Here is a 14310-nt window from a genome sequence, read left to right as displayed (position 1 = left end):
CCCCCCGTCCCCGCCCCCGACCGGACGTCCGACCCCCGTGAGCGAATCCGGTCTCACCGGGTCGTCCGGCGAACCCGGCCTCGCCGGCGTTCGGGGCGACCTCAGAGGGTGGGGAGGAAGGCCGCGATCAGGGGGGCGATGGTGGGGAGGTGGGTTTCGAGGGCGAAGTGGCCCGCGCCCTCGAAGACGTGCACCTCCGCGTCCGGCGCGTCCCGCAGGTACGCCTTGGCTCCCGCCGGGGTGAAGAAGGGGTCGCCCGCGCCCCACAGGACCAGGACGGGGAGTCGCGCCGAGCGGAGCCACGCCTGCCAGGTGGGGTAGTGGGCGAAGTTCGACGCGTAGTCGAAGGCCAGGTCGGCCTGGGCGTCCGCGCGGCCGGGGCGGGCGAGGTGGTGGAGGTCCAGGGTCCAGGAGTCCGGGGAGATCAGTGCGGTGTCGGCGACCCCGGTCTCGTACTGGAAGCGGGTGCCCTCCTCGGTGAACAGCCCGCGGACCTTCTCCTCGTCGCCCGGCACCTCGCGGCGCAGGCCGGCGAACTCGCGGGCCGCGTCCGACAGTCCTTCCTCGTACGCGTTGCCGTTCTGCACGATGAGGCCCGTCACCCGCTCCGGTCGCCGCGCGGCGACCCGCAGACCGACCGGGGCGCCGAAGTCGAAGACGTACAGCGCGAAGCGGTCCAGGGCGAGGGCGTCGGTGAAGCCCTCGACGATGTCCGCGAGCCGGTCGAAGGAGTACGTGAATCCGTTCGGGGTCTCGGTCCGGCCGGAGCCGGGGTAGTCGGGGGCGATGAGCCGGTACGGGGTGTCGGCCAGGGCGTCCATGAGGCGGGTGAACTGGTGGGAGGAGGTCGGGAAGCCGTGCAGGAGCAGCAGTACGGGGGCGTCGGCCGGGCCGCTCTCGCGGTAGGCGACGGTGACGCCGTCCACGTCGACGGTGCGGTGTTGGATGCGGGCCACGGTCATCACATGCCTCCTGGGGTGCTTGTTCCATTAGTTTCCGGGAGCAGAGCTAATGGGTCAAGTGGATTGGGTAGCATTAGGTCCGTGACTGTGAACTTTCCGCTCATCGGCGAGCACCTCGCGCTCGACCTGCTGAACACCCGCCCCGCCGACGGGGACCTCATCGCCGAACCCGACGGCCTGGCCGGGTGGTTGGCCGAGGAGGCCGGGCGGCTGGGGCCGGTCGCCGGCGGGGTCGGGGAGGCCGAGGTGGTCGCGGTGGTCGCGGTGCGGGAGGCGGCGCGGGCCGCGTTGGCCGCCGTACGGGGCGGTGAGCGGCCGCCGGTCGACGCGCTGCGCGTGCTGAACGCGGCCCTGGCGGGCGCCCCCGCCCACCGGGAGCTGGACTGGACCGCCGGATCGGGGCTGACGGCCGATCGTGTGCGCCCGACCGTCGACCCGGCGGCGCGCCTCGCCGCGGAACTCGCCGAGGCGGTGACGGAACTGCTCACCGGGCCGCGGGTGGGGGAGGTGCGGGAGTGCGAGGGGGCGGAGTGCGTGCTGCTGTTCCTCCCGGCGCACCCGCGGCGGCGGTGGTGCGTGGCGGGCGCGTGCGGCAACCGGGCCCGGGTGGCCCGCTACTACGCGCGGCGCCGGGCCTGAGCGGGGATCTCGGGGCGCGGGTGGCGGTAGGGGTCGCTCCTGAGGCCGTGTGAGGTCACCACCACGGTGAAGGCGGGCGCGGTCCCGTCCGGGAGGGGGGCCGTCAGGGTGGACGTCGTCGGGTCCAGGGTCGAGGGGACGGCCGTGTCGTCCACGCTCACCCGGGCGTCCTCGAAGCCGCCGCCCGACACCGTGAGGACGCCGTCGGCGAGGGCGACGTCGGTGATCACCGGGTTGGCCCGGGTGGCCATCTTGTTCACCAGGTAGGCGCCCGCCGGGGCGCCGGTCAGGGCCCAGATCTCCGAGGGGAGGCGGGGGAGCCCGCCGCCGACGTCCGAGAGGAAGAACAGCACGACGTAGAGCATCGTGACCGCGCTGAGGGCGACGTACTGGAGGTCCATCAGGTCGGTCCGGCCGCTGTCGTTCGCGATGAGGTCGCGCAGGGGTCGCCGGCCGCCGGGGGTGGGTTTCGGGGCGGGTTTGGCCATGCTGCCGTTCTCCACGCGCACCCCGACGACGGTCTTCGCCGCGATGAGGGCCACGTACGGGCCGCCGAGCAGTGGCAGGTACACCGTGGTCAGCGAGGACAGCGGGCCGTGTTCGCCCTGGAACCAGTCGACGCCGCCGCCGGCCGTCAGCCCGTACGCGAGGATCGCCAGGAGCAGCCAGAACAGGATCACCGTCCAGGCCAGGGCCAGGGTGGTGGAGGTGGAGAGCCGGCCGTCGCGCCCGGTGATGAAGCCGGGGTTGCGGCGCAGCCGCAGGGCGACGGGGCAGGTCAGGGTCGCCAGTAAGAGCAGGGCGAGGAGTGCGGAAGTCATGGTGTTCCCCCGAGTGGTGTCCGTGGGTAGACAGATAGCCCATTCGTTCGAGCCATGACAACCCCGGTGGGGTCTACCGCTGCTCGGGCAGGACCGGGAACTTCCGCGGCGCGACCAGGAGCAGCACCACCAGCGCCGCCACCGCCGCGGCCGTCGCGCCGAGGAAGACGTGGTCCACCGCGGCGTCCACGGCCTCCCGCAGGTAGTCGGCGGCGGCCGGCGGAAGCTGTCCCGGTCGGTCGAGGGCCTTCGACACGTCGTCCAGGTGGTCCGGCAGTCCCGACACGGGGGCGTCCGCGAGCCGGGCGGCCATGGTGGCGTTGGCGACGGCTCCCGTCAGGGCCGCTCCCACGCTCTGGCCGACCTGCCGGGAGAACAGCACGGAGGCCGTCGTGGTGCCCCGTTCCGCCCAGCCGACGGTGGACTGCACCCCGACGATCAGCGGGAGTTGGAACAGGCCGAGGGCGCCGCCGAGCAGCAGCATGACCAGTGCGGGCTGCCACACCGAGCCCGGGTACGGGAGCAGCGTGAAGCCGAACAGGGCCACGGCGGCGATCCCCACCCCGAGGACGGCGCTGTCGCGGAAGCCGACGCGCCGGTAGACGTGTTGGGACAGGGCGGCGCTGAGGGGCCAGGTCAGGGTCATCGCCGAGGTGAGCAGCCCGGCGCCGACGGCTCCGAGGCCCAGCACGCTCTGGGCGTAGATCGGCAGGAACACCTGCGGGGCGACGATCAGCAGGCCGAGGGCGCCCATGGCGAGGTTGACGGCGGCGATGGTGCGGCGGCGCCAGACCCAGCCGGGCAGGATCGGTTCCGCGGCCCGGCGCTCCACCCGGACCACCACCGCGGCCAGGACCGCGCTCGCGCCGAACAGTCCCAGGGAGGGCGCCGACAGCCAGGGCCAGGCGACGCCGCCCCGCACCAGGGCGTAGAGCAGCACTCCGCCGCAGGCGAAGACCCCGAGGGCGCCCGCCCAGTCGACGGGCCCCCGGCGGCCTGGCGGCCGTACAGGTTCGACGAGGTGGCGGGCGATGAACCACAGGGCCAGGGCGGCGGGCGGCACGTTGACCAGGAAGATCCACCGCCAGTCGGCGTACGTGGCGATCAGGCCGCCGACGGCCGGGCCGGCCAGCGCGGACACGGCCCACACCGCGGACATCCGGGCCTGGATGCGGGGGCGTTCCCGGCCCGGATAGAGGTCGGCGGCGAGGGTCTGGACCGTGCCCTGGAGGGCGCCGCCGCCCAGGCCCTGGATGATCCGGAAGGCGATGAGGGCCGGCATGTTCCAGGCGAGCGCGCAGAGCACGGAGCCGACGAGGAACAGGGCCGTCCCGAAGATCAGCACGGGCTTGCGCCCGTGGGTGTCGGACAGCTTGCCGTAGACGGGGAGCGAGACGGTGGTGGCGAGGACGTACCCGGCGAAGATCCACGAGAACACGGCGAAGCCACCGAGGTCGCCGACGATCTGGGGGACGGCCGTGGAGACGACGGCCGCGTCGAGGGCGACGAGGCTCATGGTCAGCATCAGCGAGACGACGACCACGGTCTTCGGGCGCCCCGGTGCGGGGGCGCCGGCCGCGGGGTCCTCTGTGGCGGAAACGATTCCCCCGGACGGTCCGGCCGGTGGGACGACCGCGTCGGCCGGCCCCGAAGGCTCCTCCCCGAGGGGCGGTTCCGCTTTCTTCCCCATGCCCGTCGAACCCCCTTCACCGTGCACGCATCCGCGGGGAACACCTTCTCACCACGGGTGTTTCCGGCGGTATCCCTCACTTCGGGTCCATCGAAGGGTGCAGAACCCCTAGGGGTTCGTCAGCACAAGGACCCAGGGGCCGTTCGTCCCGCCGGAGGAGGTGGGTGGCCCCGGCGCGTCTTTAACTGGTTCACATGAGGCGAGGCCGTCGGGGGGTGGGGACAACCCCCCGACGGATATGGCGACGGGCACCAGTGCGCCCGAACGCCCCCGCGCTGGAGACTTCACGACGGCGGCACACGGATCACCGCGAGCCGACGCCACAAGCGGACGCACGCACCGACGCACGCACGCACGCACCGATGTACGCACGCACCGACGAACGAACGAGGGGAAACACCGTGACAACGGCTATGACCGAAACCAGGCACGGGGGTACTGGAGGGCATGAAGCCGTCGCGGCCCGGGCACGCAAGGTCGTCAAGGCCTACGGCTCGGGAGAGACCCGCGTCGTCGCCCTCGACGCGGTGGACGTGGACATCCGGCGCGGGCAGTTCACCGCGATCATGGGCCCCTCCGGCTCCGGCAAGTCCACGCTGATGCACTGCCTCGCGGGCCTGGACACGGTGACGAGCGGTGAGATCTTCCTCGACGACACCGAGATCACCGGCCTGAAGGACAAGAAGCTCACCCAGCTCCGCCGGGACCGGATCGGCTTCATCTTCCAGGCGTTCAACCTGCTGCCGACGCTCAACGCCCTGGAGAACATCACGCTCCCCATGGACATCGCGGGCCGCAAGCCGGACGCGGAGTGGCTGAACCGGGTCGTCGAGACGGTGGGCCTCGCGGGTCGCCTCAAGCACCGCCCCACCGAACTCTCCGGCGGCCAGCAGCAGCGCGTGGCGGTCGCCCGCGCCCTCGCCGCCCGCCCCCAGATCATCTTCGGCGACGAGCCGACCGGAAACCTGGACTCCCGGGCCGGCGCCGAGGTCCTCGGCTTCCTCCGCCAGTCGGTGGACGAACTGGGCCAGACCATCGTCATGGTCACCCACGACCCGGTCGCCGCCTCCTACGCGGACCGCGTCATCTTCCTCGCCGACGGCCGGATCGTCGACGAGATGATCGACCCGACCGCCGAGCAGGTCCTCGACCGGATGAAGGACTTCGACGCACGCGGGCGGACCTCGTGACCGTCATGAAGACCGCGCGACGCAACTTCGTCGCGCACAAGGGAAGAATGGCGCTCTCCGCCATCGCCGTCCTGCTGTCCGTGGCCTTCGTCTGCGGCACGCTGGTGTTCACGGACACCATGAACACCACCTTCGACAAGCTGTTCGCGGTCACCAACTCCGATGTCACGGTCAGCCCCAAGAGCGCCGGCGACGACCAGGAGAACCCGGGCAGCGGCAAGCCGCGGACGCTGAACGGCTCGGTCGTCGACCGGGTCGAGAAGGCCCAGGGCGTGAAGTCCGCCGAGGGCGGCGTCCTGTCGATGTCCGTCACCGTCGTCAACACCAAGAACGAGAACCTGGGTTCGACCACCGGCGCCCCGACCATCGCGGGCAACTGGAGCGACAACGAACTCAAGTCGATGAAGATCACCTCCGGCAAGGCCCCGCGCGGGCCGACCGAGTTGATGATCGACGCCGACACCGCCGAGAAGCATCACCTGGGGCTCGGCGACGAGGTCCGCACCATCGCCGTCACCGGTGACAACCGGGCGAAGATCAGCGGCATCGCCGCCTTCACCGTCACCAACCCGGGCGCGACCATCGTGTACTTCGACACGGCCACCGCCCAGACGTTCCTGCTCGGCTCCGCCGGCGCCTTCACCCACGTCAACGTCACCGCCAAGGACGGGGTGAGCGACGAGCAGCTGAAGCAGAACGTCGCCGCCGCCGTCGGCGCCGACACGTACAAGCTCCAGACCGCCAAGGAAGCCGCGGACGCCAACCGCAAGGACGTCGGTTCCTTCCTCGACGTCATGAAGTACGTGATGCTCGGCTTCGCCGGGATCGCCTTCCTCGTCGGCATCTTCCTCATCTTCAACACCTTCTCCATGCTGGTCGCCCAGCGCACCCGGGAGATCGGCCTGATGCGCGCCATCGGCGCCGACCGCAGGCAGATCAACCGGTCCGTCCTCGTCGAGGCCTTCCTGCTCGGCGTCGTCGGCTCCGTCCTCGGCGTCGCCGCCGGGGTGGGCCTGGCCGTCGGCCTCATGAAGCTCATGGGCCAGATGGGCATGGACCTGTCCACCGACGACCTGACGGTCGCCTGGACCACCCCGGTCCTCGGCCTGGTCCTCGGCGTCGCCGTCACCGTCGTCGCCGCCTACATCCCCGGCCGCCGCGCCGGCAAGGTCTCCCCGATGGCCGCCCTGCGCGACGCGGGCACCCCGGGCGACAAGAAGGCCGGCCGGATCCGGGCCGCCCTCGGCCTGGTCCTCACCGGGCTCGGCGGCGCGTCCCTCTACCTCGCCGGCGCCGCCGAGGAAGCGGCCCCGGGCTCCCTGTGGCTGGGCCTGGGCGTGGTCCTCACCCTCATCGGCTTCATCGTGATCGGCCCGCTCCTCGCGGGTGTCGTGGTCAGGGCGCTGTCCGCCCCGGTGCTGCGGCCCTTCGGATCGGTCGGCCGGCTCGCCGAGCGCAACGCGCTGCGCAACCCGCGCCGCACCGGCGCCACCGCCGCCGCGCTGATGATCGGCCTGGCGCTGGTCGCCTGCCTGTCGGTGGTCGGATCCTCGATGGTGGCCTCCGCCACCGACGAGCTCGACAAGTCCGTCGGCGCGGACTACATCGTCGACTCCGCGACCAACCAGCCGGTCGTGCCGCAGGCCGAGCAGGCCATGCGCGCCAACAAGAACCTCGACCACGTCACCGCCTACCGCGAGGTGCCCGCCAAGATCACGGCCCCCGACGGTTCCACGGTCACCGAGGGCCTGGGCGCCACCGACCCGTCGTACGCCAAGGACATCCGGCGCAAGATGCGGGCCGGGGAGCACGCCGACGCCTACGGTCCGAACGCTATGGCGGTCGGTTCGCTCTACGCCGACGAGCACGGGATCAAGCTCGGCGACACGCTGACGGTCGCCTTCACCGGCGGCAAGACCGTCAAGCTGAAGGTCGCCGCGATCACCGGCGACGAGGGCAACATCGACAAGGGCATGAAGTACGTCTCCACCGCCGTCGCCGAGGCCAACGTCCCGGCCGAGCGGATGCCGCGCCCCTTCATGCTGCTGGCCAGCGCCAAGGCCGGTCAGGGCGACACCGCGTACGCCGAGGTCAAGGCGGGGCTCGCCGAGTACCCGCAGTACAAGGTGCTCAACCAGGCCGACTACAAGCAGGCGCTGAAGGACCAGGTCGGCCAGCTGCTGAACATGGTCTACGGGCTCCTCGCCCTCGCGATCATCGTCGCGGTCCTGGGCGTGGTGAACACCCTGGCCCTGTCGGTGGTCGAGCGGACCCGCGAGATCGGCCTGATGCGCGCCATCGGCCTCTCCCGCCGCCAACTGCGCCGCATGATCCGCCTGGAGTCGGTGGTCATCGCCCTCTTCGGCGCCCTCCTGGGCCTCGGCCTGGGCATGGGCTGGGGCGCGACCGCGCAGCAACTCCTCGCCCTCCAGGGCCTGAAGGTCCTGGAGATCCCCTGGCCGACCATCCTCGGGGTGTTCGCCGCGTCGGCCCTGGTGGGCCTGTTCGCCGCACTGGTGCCGGCCTTCCGGGCGGGGCGGATGAACGTATTGAACGCAATCGCCACCGACTAGGTCGGGAGGCGGTTGTCACGGGGGTACGCCGGCCCCGGTCGTCCGACAGGACGACCGGGGCCGGCGTCGTGCCGGGGGCCGGGCCCGCCGCGCCGCCGGCCGTCCCTGCCCGCGCCGTCACTCCCCGCGATGACGGCAATCCCCCGCGCGGTCGGGGAAGACGCGTCGTAGGGTGGGAACCCCCGGCCCGTTCACGTGTCGGGCCCTTCGCGTTGCCCCTCCACCGGACGGAAAGCCCTCCTCATGAGCCTGTACGGACTGCTCGACGCCGTCACCCGGGACCCCGCCCTCACCGAGGCGGTCGCGGCGGCCGGGGACGGCAACCGGATGCACGTGGACCTGGTCGGCCCGGCCGCCGCACGGCCCTTCGCCATCGCCGCGCTGGCCCGGCGGACCGAACGGACCGTGCTGGCGGTGACCGCCACCGGGCGGGAGGCCGAGGACCTGGCCGCCACGCTGCGGTCCCTGCTGCCGCCGGACGAGGTGGCCGAGTACCCCTCCTGGGAGACGCTGCCCCACGAGCGGCTCTCCCCCCGCAGCGACACCGTGGGCCGCCGGCTCGCGGTGCTGCGCCGACTGACGCACCCGAGCAAGGACGACCCGGCCACCGGCCCCGTCTCCGTGGTGGTCGCGCCGATCCGCTCCGTGCTCCAGCCGCAGGTCAAGGGGCTGGGCGAACTGGTCCCGGTCAGCCTTCGGCAGGGGCAGTCCGTCGATCTGGGTGAGGTCGTCCAGGCACTGGCCGCGGCCGCGTACGCACGGGTCGAGCTGGTCGAGAAGCGCGGCGAGTTCGCCGTGCGCGGCGGCATCCTCGACGTGTTCCCGCCCACCGAGGAACACCCGCTGCGCGTGGAGTTCTGGGGCGACGACGTCGAGGAGATCCGCTACTTCAAGGTCGCGGACCAGCGGTCCCTGGAGATCGCCGATCACGGGCTGTGGGCCCCGCCCTGCCGTGAACTGCTGCTGACCGACGAGGTGCGGGAGCGGGCCGCCGCGCTCGCACAGGAGCACCCGGAGCTCGGGGAACTGCTGAACAAGATCGCCGAGGGGATCGCGGTCGAGGGCATGGAGTCCCTCGCGCCCGTCCTGGTCGACGACATGGAACTGCTGATCGACGTCCTGCCGGCCGGGTCGATGGCCGTCGTGTGCGACCCGGAGCGGGTACGGACCCGGGCCGCCGACCTCGTCGCCACCAGCCAGGAGTTCCTGATGGCCTCCTGGGCGGCCACCGCCGGCGGCGGACAGGCCCCGATCGACGTCGGCGCGGCATCCCTGCGCGGCATCGCCGACGTCCGCGAGCACGCCCGCGCACTCGACATGATGTGGTGGTCGGTCTCCCCGTTCGCCGCCGACGACAGCGCCGACGGGGCCGACACCCTCAAGCTCGGGATGCACGCCCCGGAGGCCTACCGGGGCGACACCGCCCGCGCGCTCGCGGACACCAAGGGGTGGATCGCCGACGGCTGGCACACCGTGTACCTCACCGAGGGGCACGGCCCGGCCGCCCGCACCGTCGAGGTGCTCGGCGGCGAGGGCATCGCGGCCCGCCTGGAGGCGGACCTCGCGGTCCTGGAGCCGGGCATCGTGCACGTGACGTGCGGCTCCCTCGACAACGGCTTCGTCGACCCGGCGCTGAGGTTGGCCGTGCTCACCGAGACCGACCTGACCGGGCAGCGCACCGCCAGCAAGGACCTGGGGCGGATGCCGACCCGGCGCCGCAAGTCCGTCGACCCCCTGACCCTGGAGGTCGGGGACTACATCGTGCACGAGCAGCACGGCGTGGGTCGCTACATCGAGATGGTCCAGCGGACGGTGCAGGGCGCCACACGTGAGTACCTGCTCGTCGAGTACGCGCCCGCCAAGCGCGGCCAGCCCGGCGACCGGCTGTACATCCCCACCGACCAGCTGGAACAGGTCACCAAGTACGTCGGTGGCGAGGCTCCGACCCTGCACCGGCTCGGTGGCGCCGACTGGACCAAGACCAAGGCGCGCGCGAAGAAGGCGGTCAAGGAGATCGCCGCCGACCTGATCAGGCTCTACAGCGCGCGGATGGCGGCCCCCGGCCACACCTTCGGCCCGGACACCCCCTGGCAGCGGGAACTGGAGGACGCCTTCCCGTACGCGGAGACGCCCGACCAGCTCACCACCATCGCCGAGGTCAAGGAGGACATGGAGAAGTCCGTCCCCATGGACCGGCTGATCTGCGGCGACGTCGGCTACGGCAAGACCGAGATCGCCGTGCGGGCGGCCTTCAAGGCGGTGCAGGACGGCAAGCAGGTCGCCGTCCTCGTGCCCACCACGCTGCTGGTGCAGCAGCACTTCGGGACCTTCTCCGAGCGCTACAGCCAGTTCCCGGTCAAGGTGAAGGCGCTCTCCCGCTTCCAGAACGAGACCGAGTCGAAGGCCACCCTGGAGGGGCTGCGCGAGGGCTCGGTGGACATCGTCATCGGCACGCACCGACTGTTCTCGCAGGAGACGAAGTTCAAGGACCTGGGCCTGGTCATCGTCGACGAGGAGCAGCGGTTCGGCGTCGAGCACAAGGAGCAGTTGAAGAAGCTCCGCGCCAACGTGGACGTGCTGACCATGTCCGCGACCCCGATCCCGCGCACCCTGGAGATGGCGGTGACCGGCATCCGCGAGATGTCGACGATCACCACCCCGCCGGAGGAGCGGCACCCGGTGCTCACCTTCGTCGGCCCGTACGAGGAGAAGCAGATCGGCGCGGCCGTCCGCCGCGAGCTGCTGCGCGAGGGGCAGTGCTTCTACATCCACAACCGGGTCGAGTCCATCGACCGGGCCGCCGCGAAGCTGCGCGAGATCGTGCCCGAGGCGCGGATCGCGACGGCGCACGGGCAGATGTCGGAACAGGCCCTGGAACAGGTCGTGGTGGACTTCTGGGAGAAGAAGTTCGACGTCCTCGTCTCGACCACGATCGTCGAGTCGGGCATCGACATCTCCAACGCCAACACCCTGATCGTGGAGCGCGGAGACAACTTCGGTCTCTCCCAACTCCACCAGCTGCGCGGTCGCGTGGGCCGCGGTCGTGAGCGCGGGTACGCGTACTTCCTGTACCCGCCGGAGAAGCCGCTGACGGAGACGGCGCACGAGCGGCTCGCGACGATCGCCCAGCACACCGAGATGGGCGCCGGCATGTACGTGGCCATGAAGGACCTGGAGATCCGCGGCGCGGGCAATCTGCTGGGCGGTGAGCAGTCGGGCCACATCGCGGGCGTCGGCTTCGACCTGTACATCCGCATGGTCGGCGAGGCCGTGGCCGACTACCGGGCGGCCATCGAGGGCGGTCCGGAGGAGGAGCCGCCGCTGGAGGTCAAGATCGAGCTGCCGGTCGACGCGCACGTCCCGCACGACTACGCGCCCGGTGAGCGGCTGCGCCTCCAGGCCTACCGGTCGATCGCCTCGGCGAACTCCGAGGCCGACGTCAAGGCGGTGCGGGAGGAACTCACCGACCGCTACGGCAAGCTGCCCGAGCCGGTGGAGAACCTGCTGCTGGTGGCCGGGCTGCGGATGCTCGCCCGTGCCTGCGGGGTCGGCGACATCACCCTCCAGGGCCCCAACATCCGCTTCGGTCCGGTGGAGTTGAGGGAGTCGCAGGAGCTGCGGCTCAAGCGGCTCTACCCGGGGGCGGTGCTCAAGCCGGCCGCCTCGCAGGTGCTGATTCCCCGGCCGAAGACGGCGAAGGTCGGCGGGAAGCCGTTGGTCGGGCGGGAACTGCTCGGCTGGACCGGCGAGTTCCTCACCACGATCCTCGGCTCGTGAGGTGCCCGGCGTGCGCGTGAGGTGACCGACGCAGGTGTGGAGCCGGCGGACCCGCCGGCTCCACACCCGCGCCCGCGGGCTACTTCGTCGGGTCGTCGTCGACGCCGAGGCGCTTCTCCGCCTCCTGCTGGGCCCGGTCGACCTGGGAGGCGTACTTCCCGCCGGTCTTCTCGTTGGCCTCATCCTCGAGGTTGTCCGAGATGTCCTTGCCCTTGGTCTTGGCCTGGTCCTTGAACCTGTCGAAGATCCCCATGTGCACGACCTCCTGAACGACCTCCTGATGGCGTCCCCTTTGTGACGCTACGCGCGTTCCGCGAGCTTCGCCCGCCGGCGGTCGGTCCCGGTGGCGGGCCCGGCCGGCGTCGCCCCGCGCGTCGTCGTGCTGCGACCCTGCAACGGTTGCGGTCATCCCCTCACCCACTTCGGACAAGGCTGTATACGCTCAGTCCCGGAACTCATCTTTTCTTTATTCGTACGGCCCGTCAGGAGCAGCGATGCACGGCCCCGGCTACCCGCCGCAGCATGGCCACCCCGGCCCCCGTCCCAGCGACGGGAGCGTGGTGACGTTGCGCGTACTGTTCGCCGTGCTGCCCATTCTGACCTGCGGTTTCCTCGCGTGGGGCACGATGCTGCGGCTCGCGTTGGTCACGCGCAAGCCACGGGACTGGATGCTGCTCGTCGTCAGTTGCGTGCTCTTCGTCGTGTGGGTGGTCTTCATCGGCCTCGACAAGACCCCGGACACCAGCGGCTGGCAGAGCGACTTCGGCGCCGGCGGCACCCTCCTGACGGGTCTCGCGGTCACCGTGTACTTCCTCGTCGCGGACATCCGACACCACGAGAACCGGAACGACAACCGGGCGCAGGTCCCGTGGTACCCGGCGCCCGCGCCGTACACGCCGCCGCAGCAGCACCGGGCCGGCCAGGGCTACGGCTACCCGCAGGGCCAGACCTCCACCCCGGTCCCGAACCGGCCGGACGTCCCGCCGCAGGTGACGCCGCCGCCGCGGATCGGGCAGGTCCGCGCCGAACTCGACGAGCTGAGCGAACTCCTGCGCAACCGGCCGCCGCAGCCGAGCGGGCCCCCGAAGCCGGGCGGCCCGTACCAGGACCCGAACCCGACCGCGACCCAGGATCCCCACCAGTGACCGACCGGCTCATCGGCGACCGCTACCAGCTCGCCGGCATCCTGGGCCAGGGCGGCATGGGCCAGGTCTGGACGGCGTACGACCGCCGGTTGGACCGGCGGGTGGCCGTCAAACTGCTGCGCCCCGACAAGGTCGCGGGGCCCGGCACCGTCGCCGAGGAGCTGCGCCGCCGCTTCGTGCGCGAATGCCGGGTCACGGCCCAGGTCGACCACCCCGGGCTGGTCACCGTGCACGACGCCGGCAACGACGGCGACGAGCTGTACCTGGTCATGGGGTACGTCGAGGGCTCCGACCTGTCCGACCACCTCACGGCACACGACCCCTACCCGTGGCCGTGGGCCGTCGCGGTGGTCGCGCAGCTGTGCTCGGTGCTGTCCGCCGTCCACGCGGTGCCGATCGTGCACCGCGACCTCAAGCCCCGCAACGTGATGATCCGTCCCGACGGCACGGTCCTCGTCCTCGACCTCGGCGTCGCCTCGGTGATGGACACCGACACCACCCGCCTCACCAGCACCGGGACTCCGATCGGCAGCCCCGCCTACATGGCACCCGAACAGGCCATGGGCGGCGCCGTCGGCCCCTACACCGACCTGTACGCCCTCGGCGTGCTGCTGTACGAACTCCTCAGCGGCAACGTGCCCTTCGCCGGGTCCACCGCCCTCGGAGTCCTGCACCGGCACCTGTACGAACCCCCGGTGCCGGTGCGCCGGCTGCGTCCCGAGGTCCCGCACGCCCTGGAGGCCGTGCTCCTGCACCTCCTCGCCAAGGACCCGCAGGACCGACCCGGTTCCGCGCAGGAGGTGTACGAGGCCCTCACCCCGCTGCTGCCCAAGCACGGGGTCCCGACCGGCCACCTCGACCCGACCCGCCCGTTCCTGCGCCCGCAGGCCCCCTGGCCGGACCGCCCGACCGTGCCGGCCCGCCCGGACACGCCGCCCGCCCCGCCCCGGCCGGACATCCCGGGCGCCGTGGACGAGGCCCGCACCCTCCTGGACCAGGGGCGACTCACCCAGGCCGTGGACATCCTCGGCGGCATCCTCCCGGCGGCCGCCGCCGAGCACGGGGACCACTCGCCGGTGGTCCGCTCCCTGCGCAAGCAGTACGCGGCCACGCTGATGGACGACGGCCAGTACCGGCGCGCCCTGCCCGAACTGCGCCGCCTCGCCGACGAGTTCCCGCCCGGGGACACCCAGGCGCTGCGCTTTCGCTACGACGCCGCCCAGTGCCTGGAACAGCTCGGCGAACCGGCCGCCGCCCTCGCCGAGTACCGCTCCCTGCTGCCCCTCTTCGAGAACCACTACGCCAACCCGGACCCCGGCCTGCCCCTGGAGGTCCGCCGCCGGATAGCCCACCTGCTGCTCTCCCTCGGCGACCGGGCGGGCGCCCACGACACCCTGGTCCGCCTCCTCTTCGACGCGGACCGCGTGCACGGCCCGGGCCACCCTCTCCCCGTCGAGATCCGCCGCACCCTCCAGTGGCTGGGCCAGGTCCGCTGACCCCCGCGTCCGGGCCG

General features: G+C 72.0%; 10 protein-coding genes. 6 read left to right on the top strand and 4 right to left on the bottom strand.

The features are described from left to right. Positions 1 to 101: 101 nt before the first annotated feature. Complete coding sequence (locus ADK55_RS22565; protein ID WP_053681503.1) at positions 102 to 962, bottom strand: alpha/beta fold hydrolase; 861 nt, start codon at positions 960 to 962, stop codon at positions 102 to 104. Between the two features lie 81 nt (positions 963 to 1043). Between ADK55_RS22565 and ADK55_RS22560 the strand changes: the two genes are divergently transcribed. Continuing rightward, positions 1044 to 1601, top strand: a complete 558-nt coding sequence (locus ADK55_RS22560; protein ID WP_053681501.1) for an ABATE domain-containing protein — start codon at positions 1044 to 1046, stop codon at positions 1599 to 1601. Here ADK55_RS22560 and ADK55_RS22555 read toward each other — a convergent pair. Both ADK55_RS22555 and ADK55_RS22550 read right to left on the bottom strand, forming a co-directional pair. Further along, positions 1580 to 2422: a hypothetical protein gene (locus ADK55_RS22555; RefSeq protein ID WP_234350202.1), complete on the bottom strand. Its 843-nt coding sequence runs from the start codon at positions 2420 to 2422 to the stop codon at positions 1580 to 1582. The two genes, ADK55_RS22560 and ADK55_RS22555, sit on opposite strands and share 22 nt — an antisense overlap. A gap of 73 nt (positions 2423 to 2495) precedes the next feature. Further along, positions 2496 to 4112, bottom strand: a complete 1617-nt coding sequence (locus ADK55_RS22550) for an MFS transporter (RefSeq protein WP_078999293.1) — start codon at positions 4110 to 4112, stop codon at positions 2496 to 2498. Positions 4113 to 4525: 413 nt separating this feature from the next. On the opposite strand from ADK55_RS22550, the gene ADK55_RS22545 reads away from it, so the two are divergent. The 3 genes from ADK55_RS22545 to mfd all read left to right on the top strand — a co-directional run bounded on the left by ADK55_RS22545 (position 4526) and on the right by mfd (position 11652). Next, positions 4526 to 5302 carry an ABC transporter ATP-binding protein gene (locus ADK55_RS22545; protein ID WP_371591389.1) on the top strand — a complete coding sequence of 259 codons (777 nt, stop codon included), beginning with the start codon at positions 4526 to 4528 and terminating at the stop codon, positions 5300 to 5302. Beyond that, positions 5299 to 7875, top strand: a complete 2577-nt coding sequence (locus ADK55_RS22540; protein WP_053681498.1) for an ABC transporter permease — start codon at positions 5299 to 5301, stop codon at positions 7873 to 7875. Before ADK55_RS22545 ends, ADK55_RS22540 begins: the two co-directional genes overlap by 4 nt. Before the next feature lie 243 nt (positions 7876 to 8118). Continuing rightward, positions 8119 to 11652: a transcription-repair coupling factor gene (gene mfd / locus ADK55_RS22535; RefSeq protein WP_053681496.1), complete on the top strand. Its 3534-nt coding sequence runs from the start codon at positions 8119 to 8121 to the stop codon at positions 11650 to 11652. Between the two features lie 79 nt (positions 11653 to 11731). Here mfd and ADK55_RS37885 read toward each other — a convergent pair whose 3' ends face one another. Further along, positions 11732 to 11905 (bottom strand): Rv0909 family putative TA system antitoxin, encoded by a 174-nt coding sequence (locus ADK55_RS37885; protein ID WP_107089277.1) that lies wholly within the window; start codon positions 11903 to 11905, stop codon positions 11732 to 11734. A 307-nt stretch (positions 11906 to 12212) separates the two neighbouring features. On the opposite strand from ADK55_RS37885, the gene ADK55_RS22530 reads away from it, so the two are divergent. Both ADK55_RS22530 and ADK55_RS22525 read left to right on the top strand, forming a co-directional pair. Beyond that, positions 12213 to 12797 carry a hypothetical protein gene (locus ADK55_RS22530; RefSeq protein WP_053681518.1) on the top strand — a complete coding sequence of 195 codons (585 nt, stop codon included), beginning with the start codon at positions 12213 to 12215 and terminating at the stop codon, positions 12795 to 12797. After that, entirely contained in the window at positions 12794 to 14293 is a 1500-nt protein-coding gene (locus tag ADK55_RS22525) for a serine/threonine-protein kinase (protein ID WP_078999291.1), read from the top strand. The genes ADK55_RS22530 and ADK55_RS22525 overlap by 4 nt, the downstream gene beginning before the upstream one ends. Positions 14294 to 14310 lie beyond the last annotated feature (17 nt).

This window comes from Streptomyces sp. WM4235, assembly GCF_001279725.1.
Lineage (GTDB): Bacteria > Actinomycetota > Actinomycetes > Streptomycetales > Streptomycetaceae > Streptomyces.
This window is presented reverse-complemented; position numbering and strand designations above follow the sequence as displayed.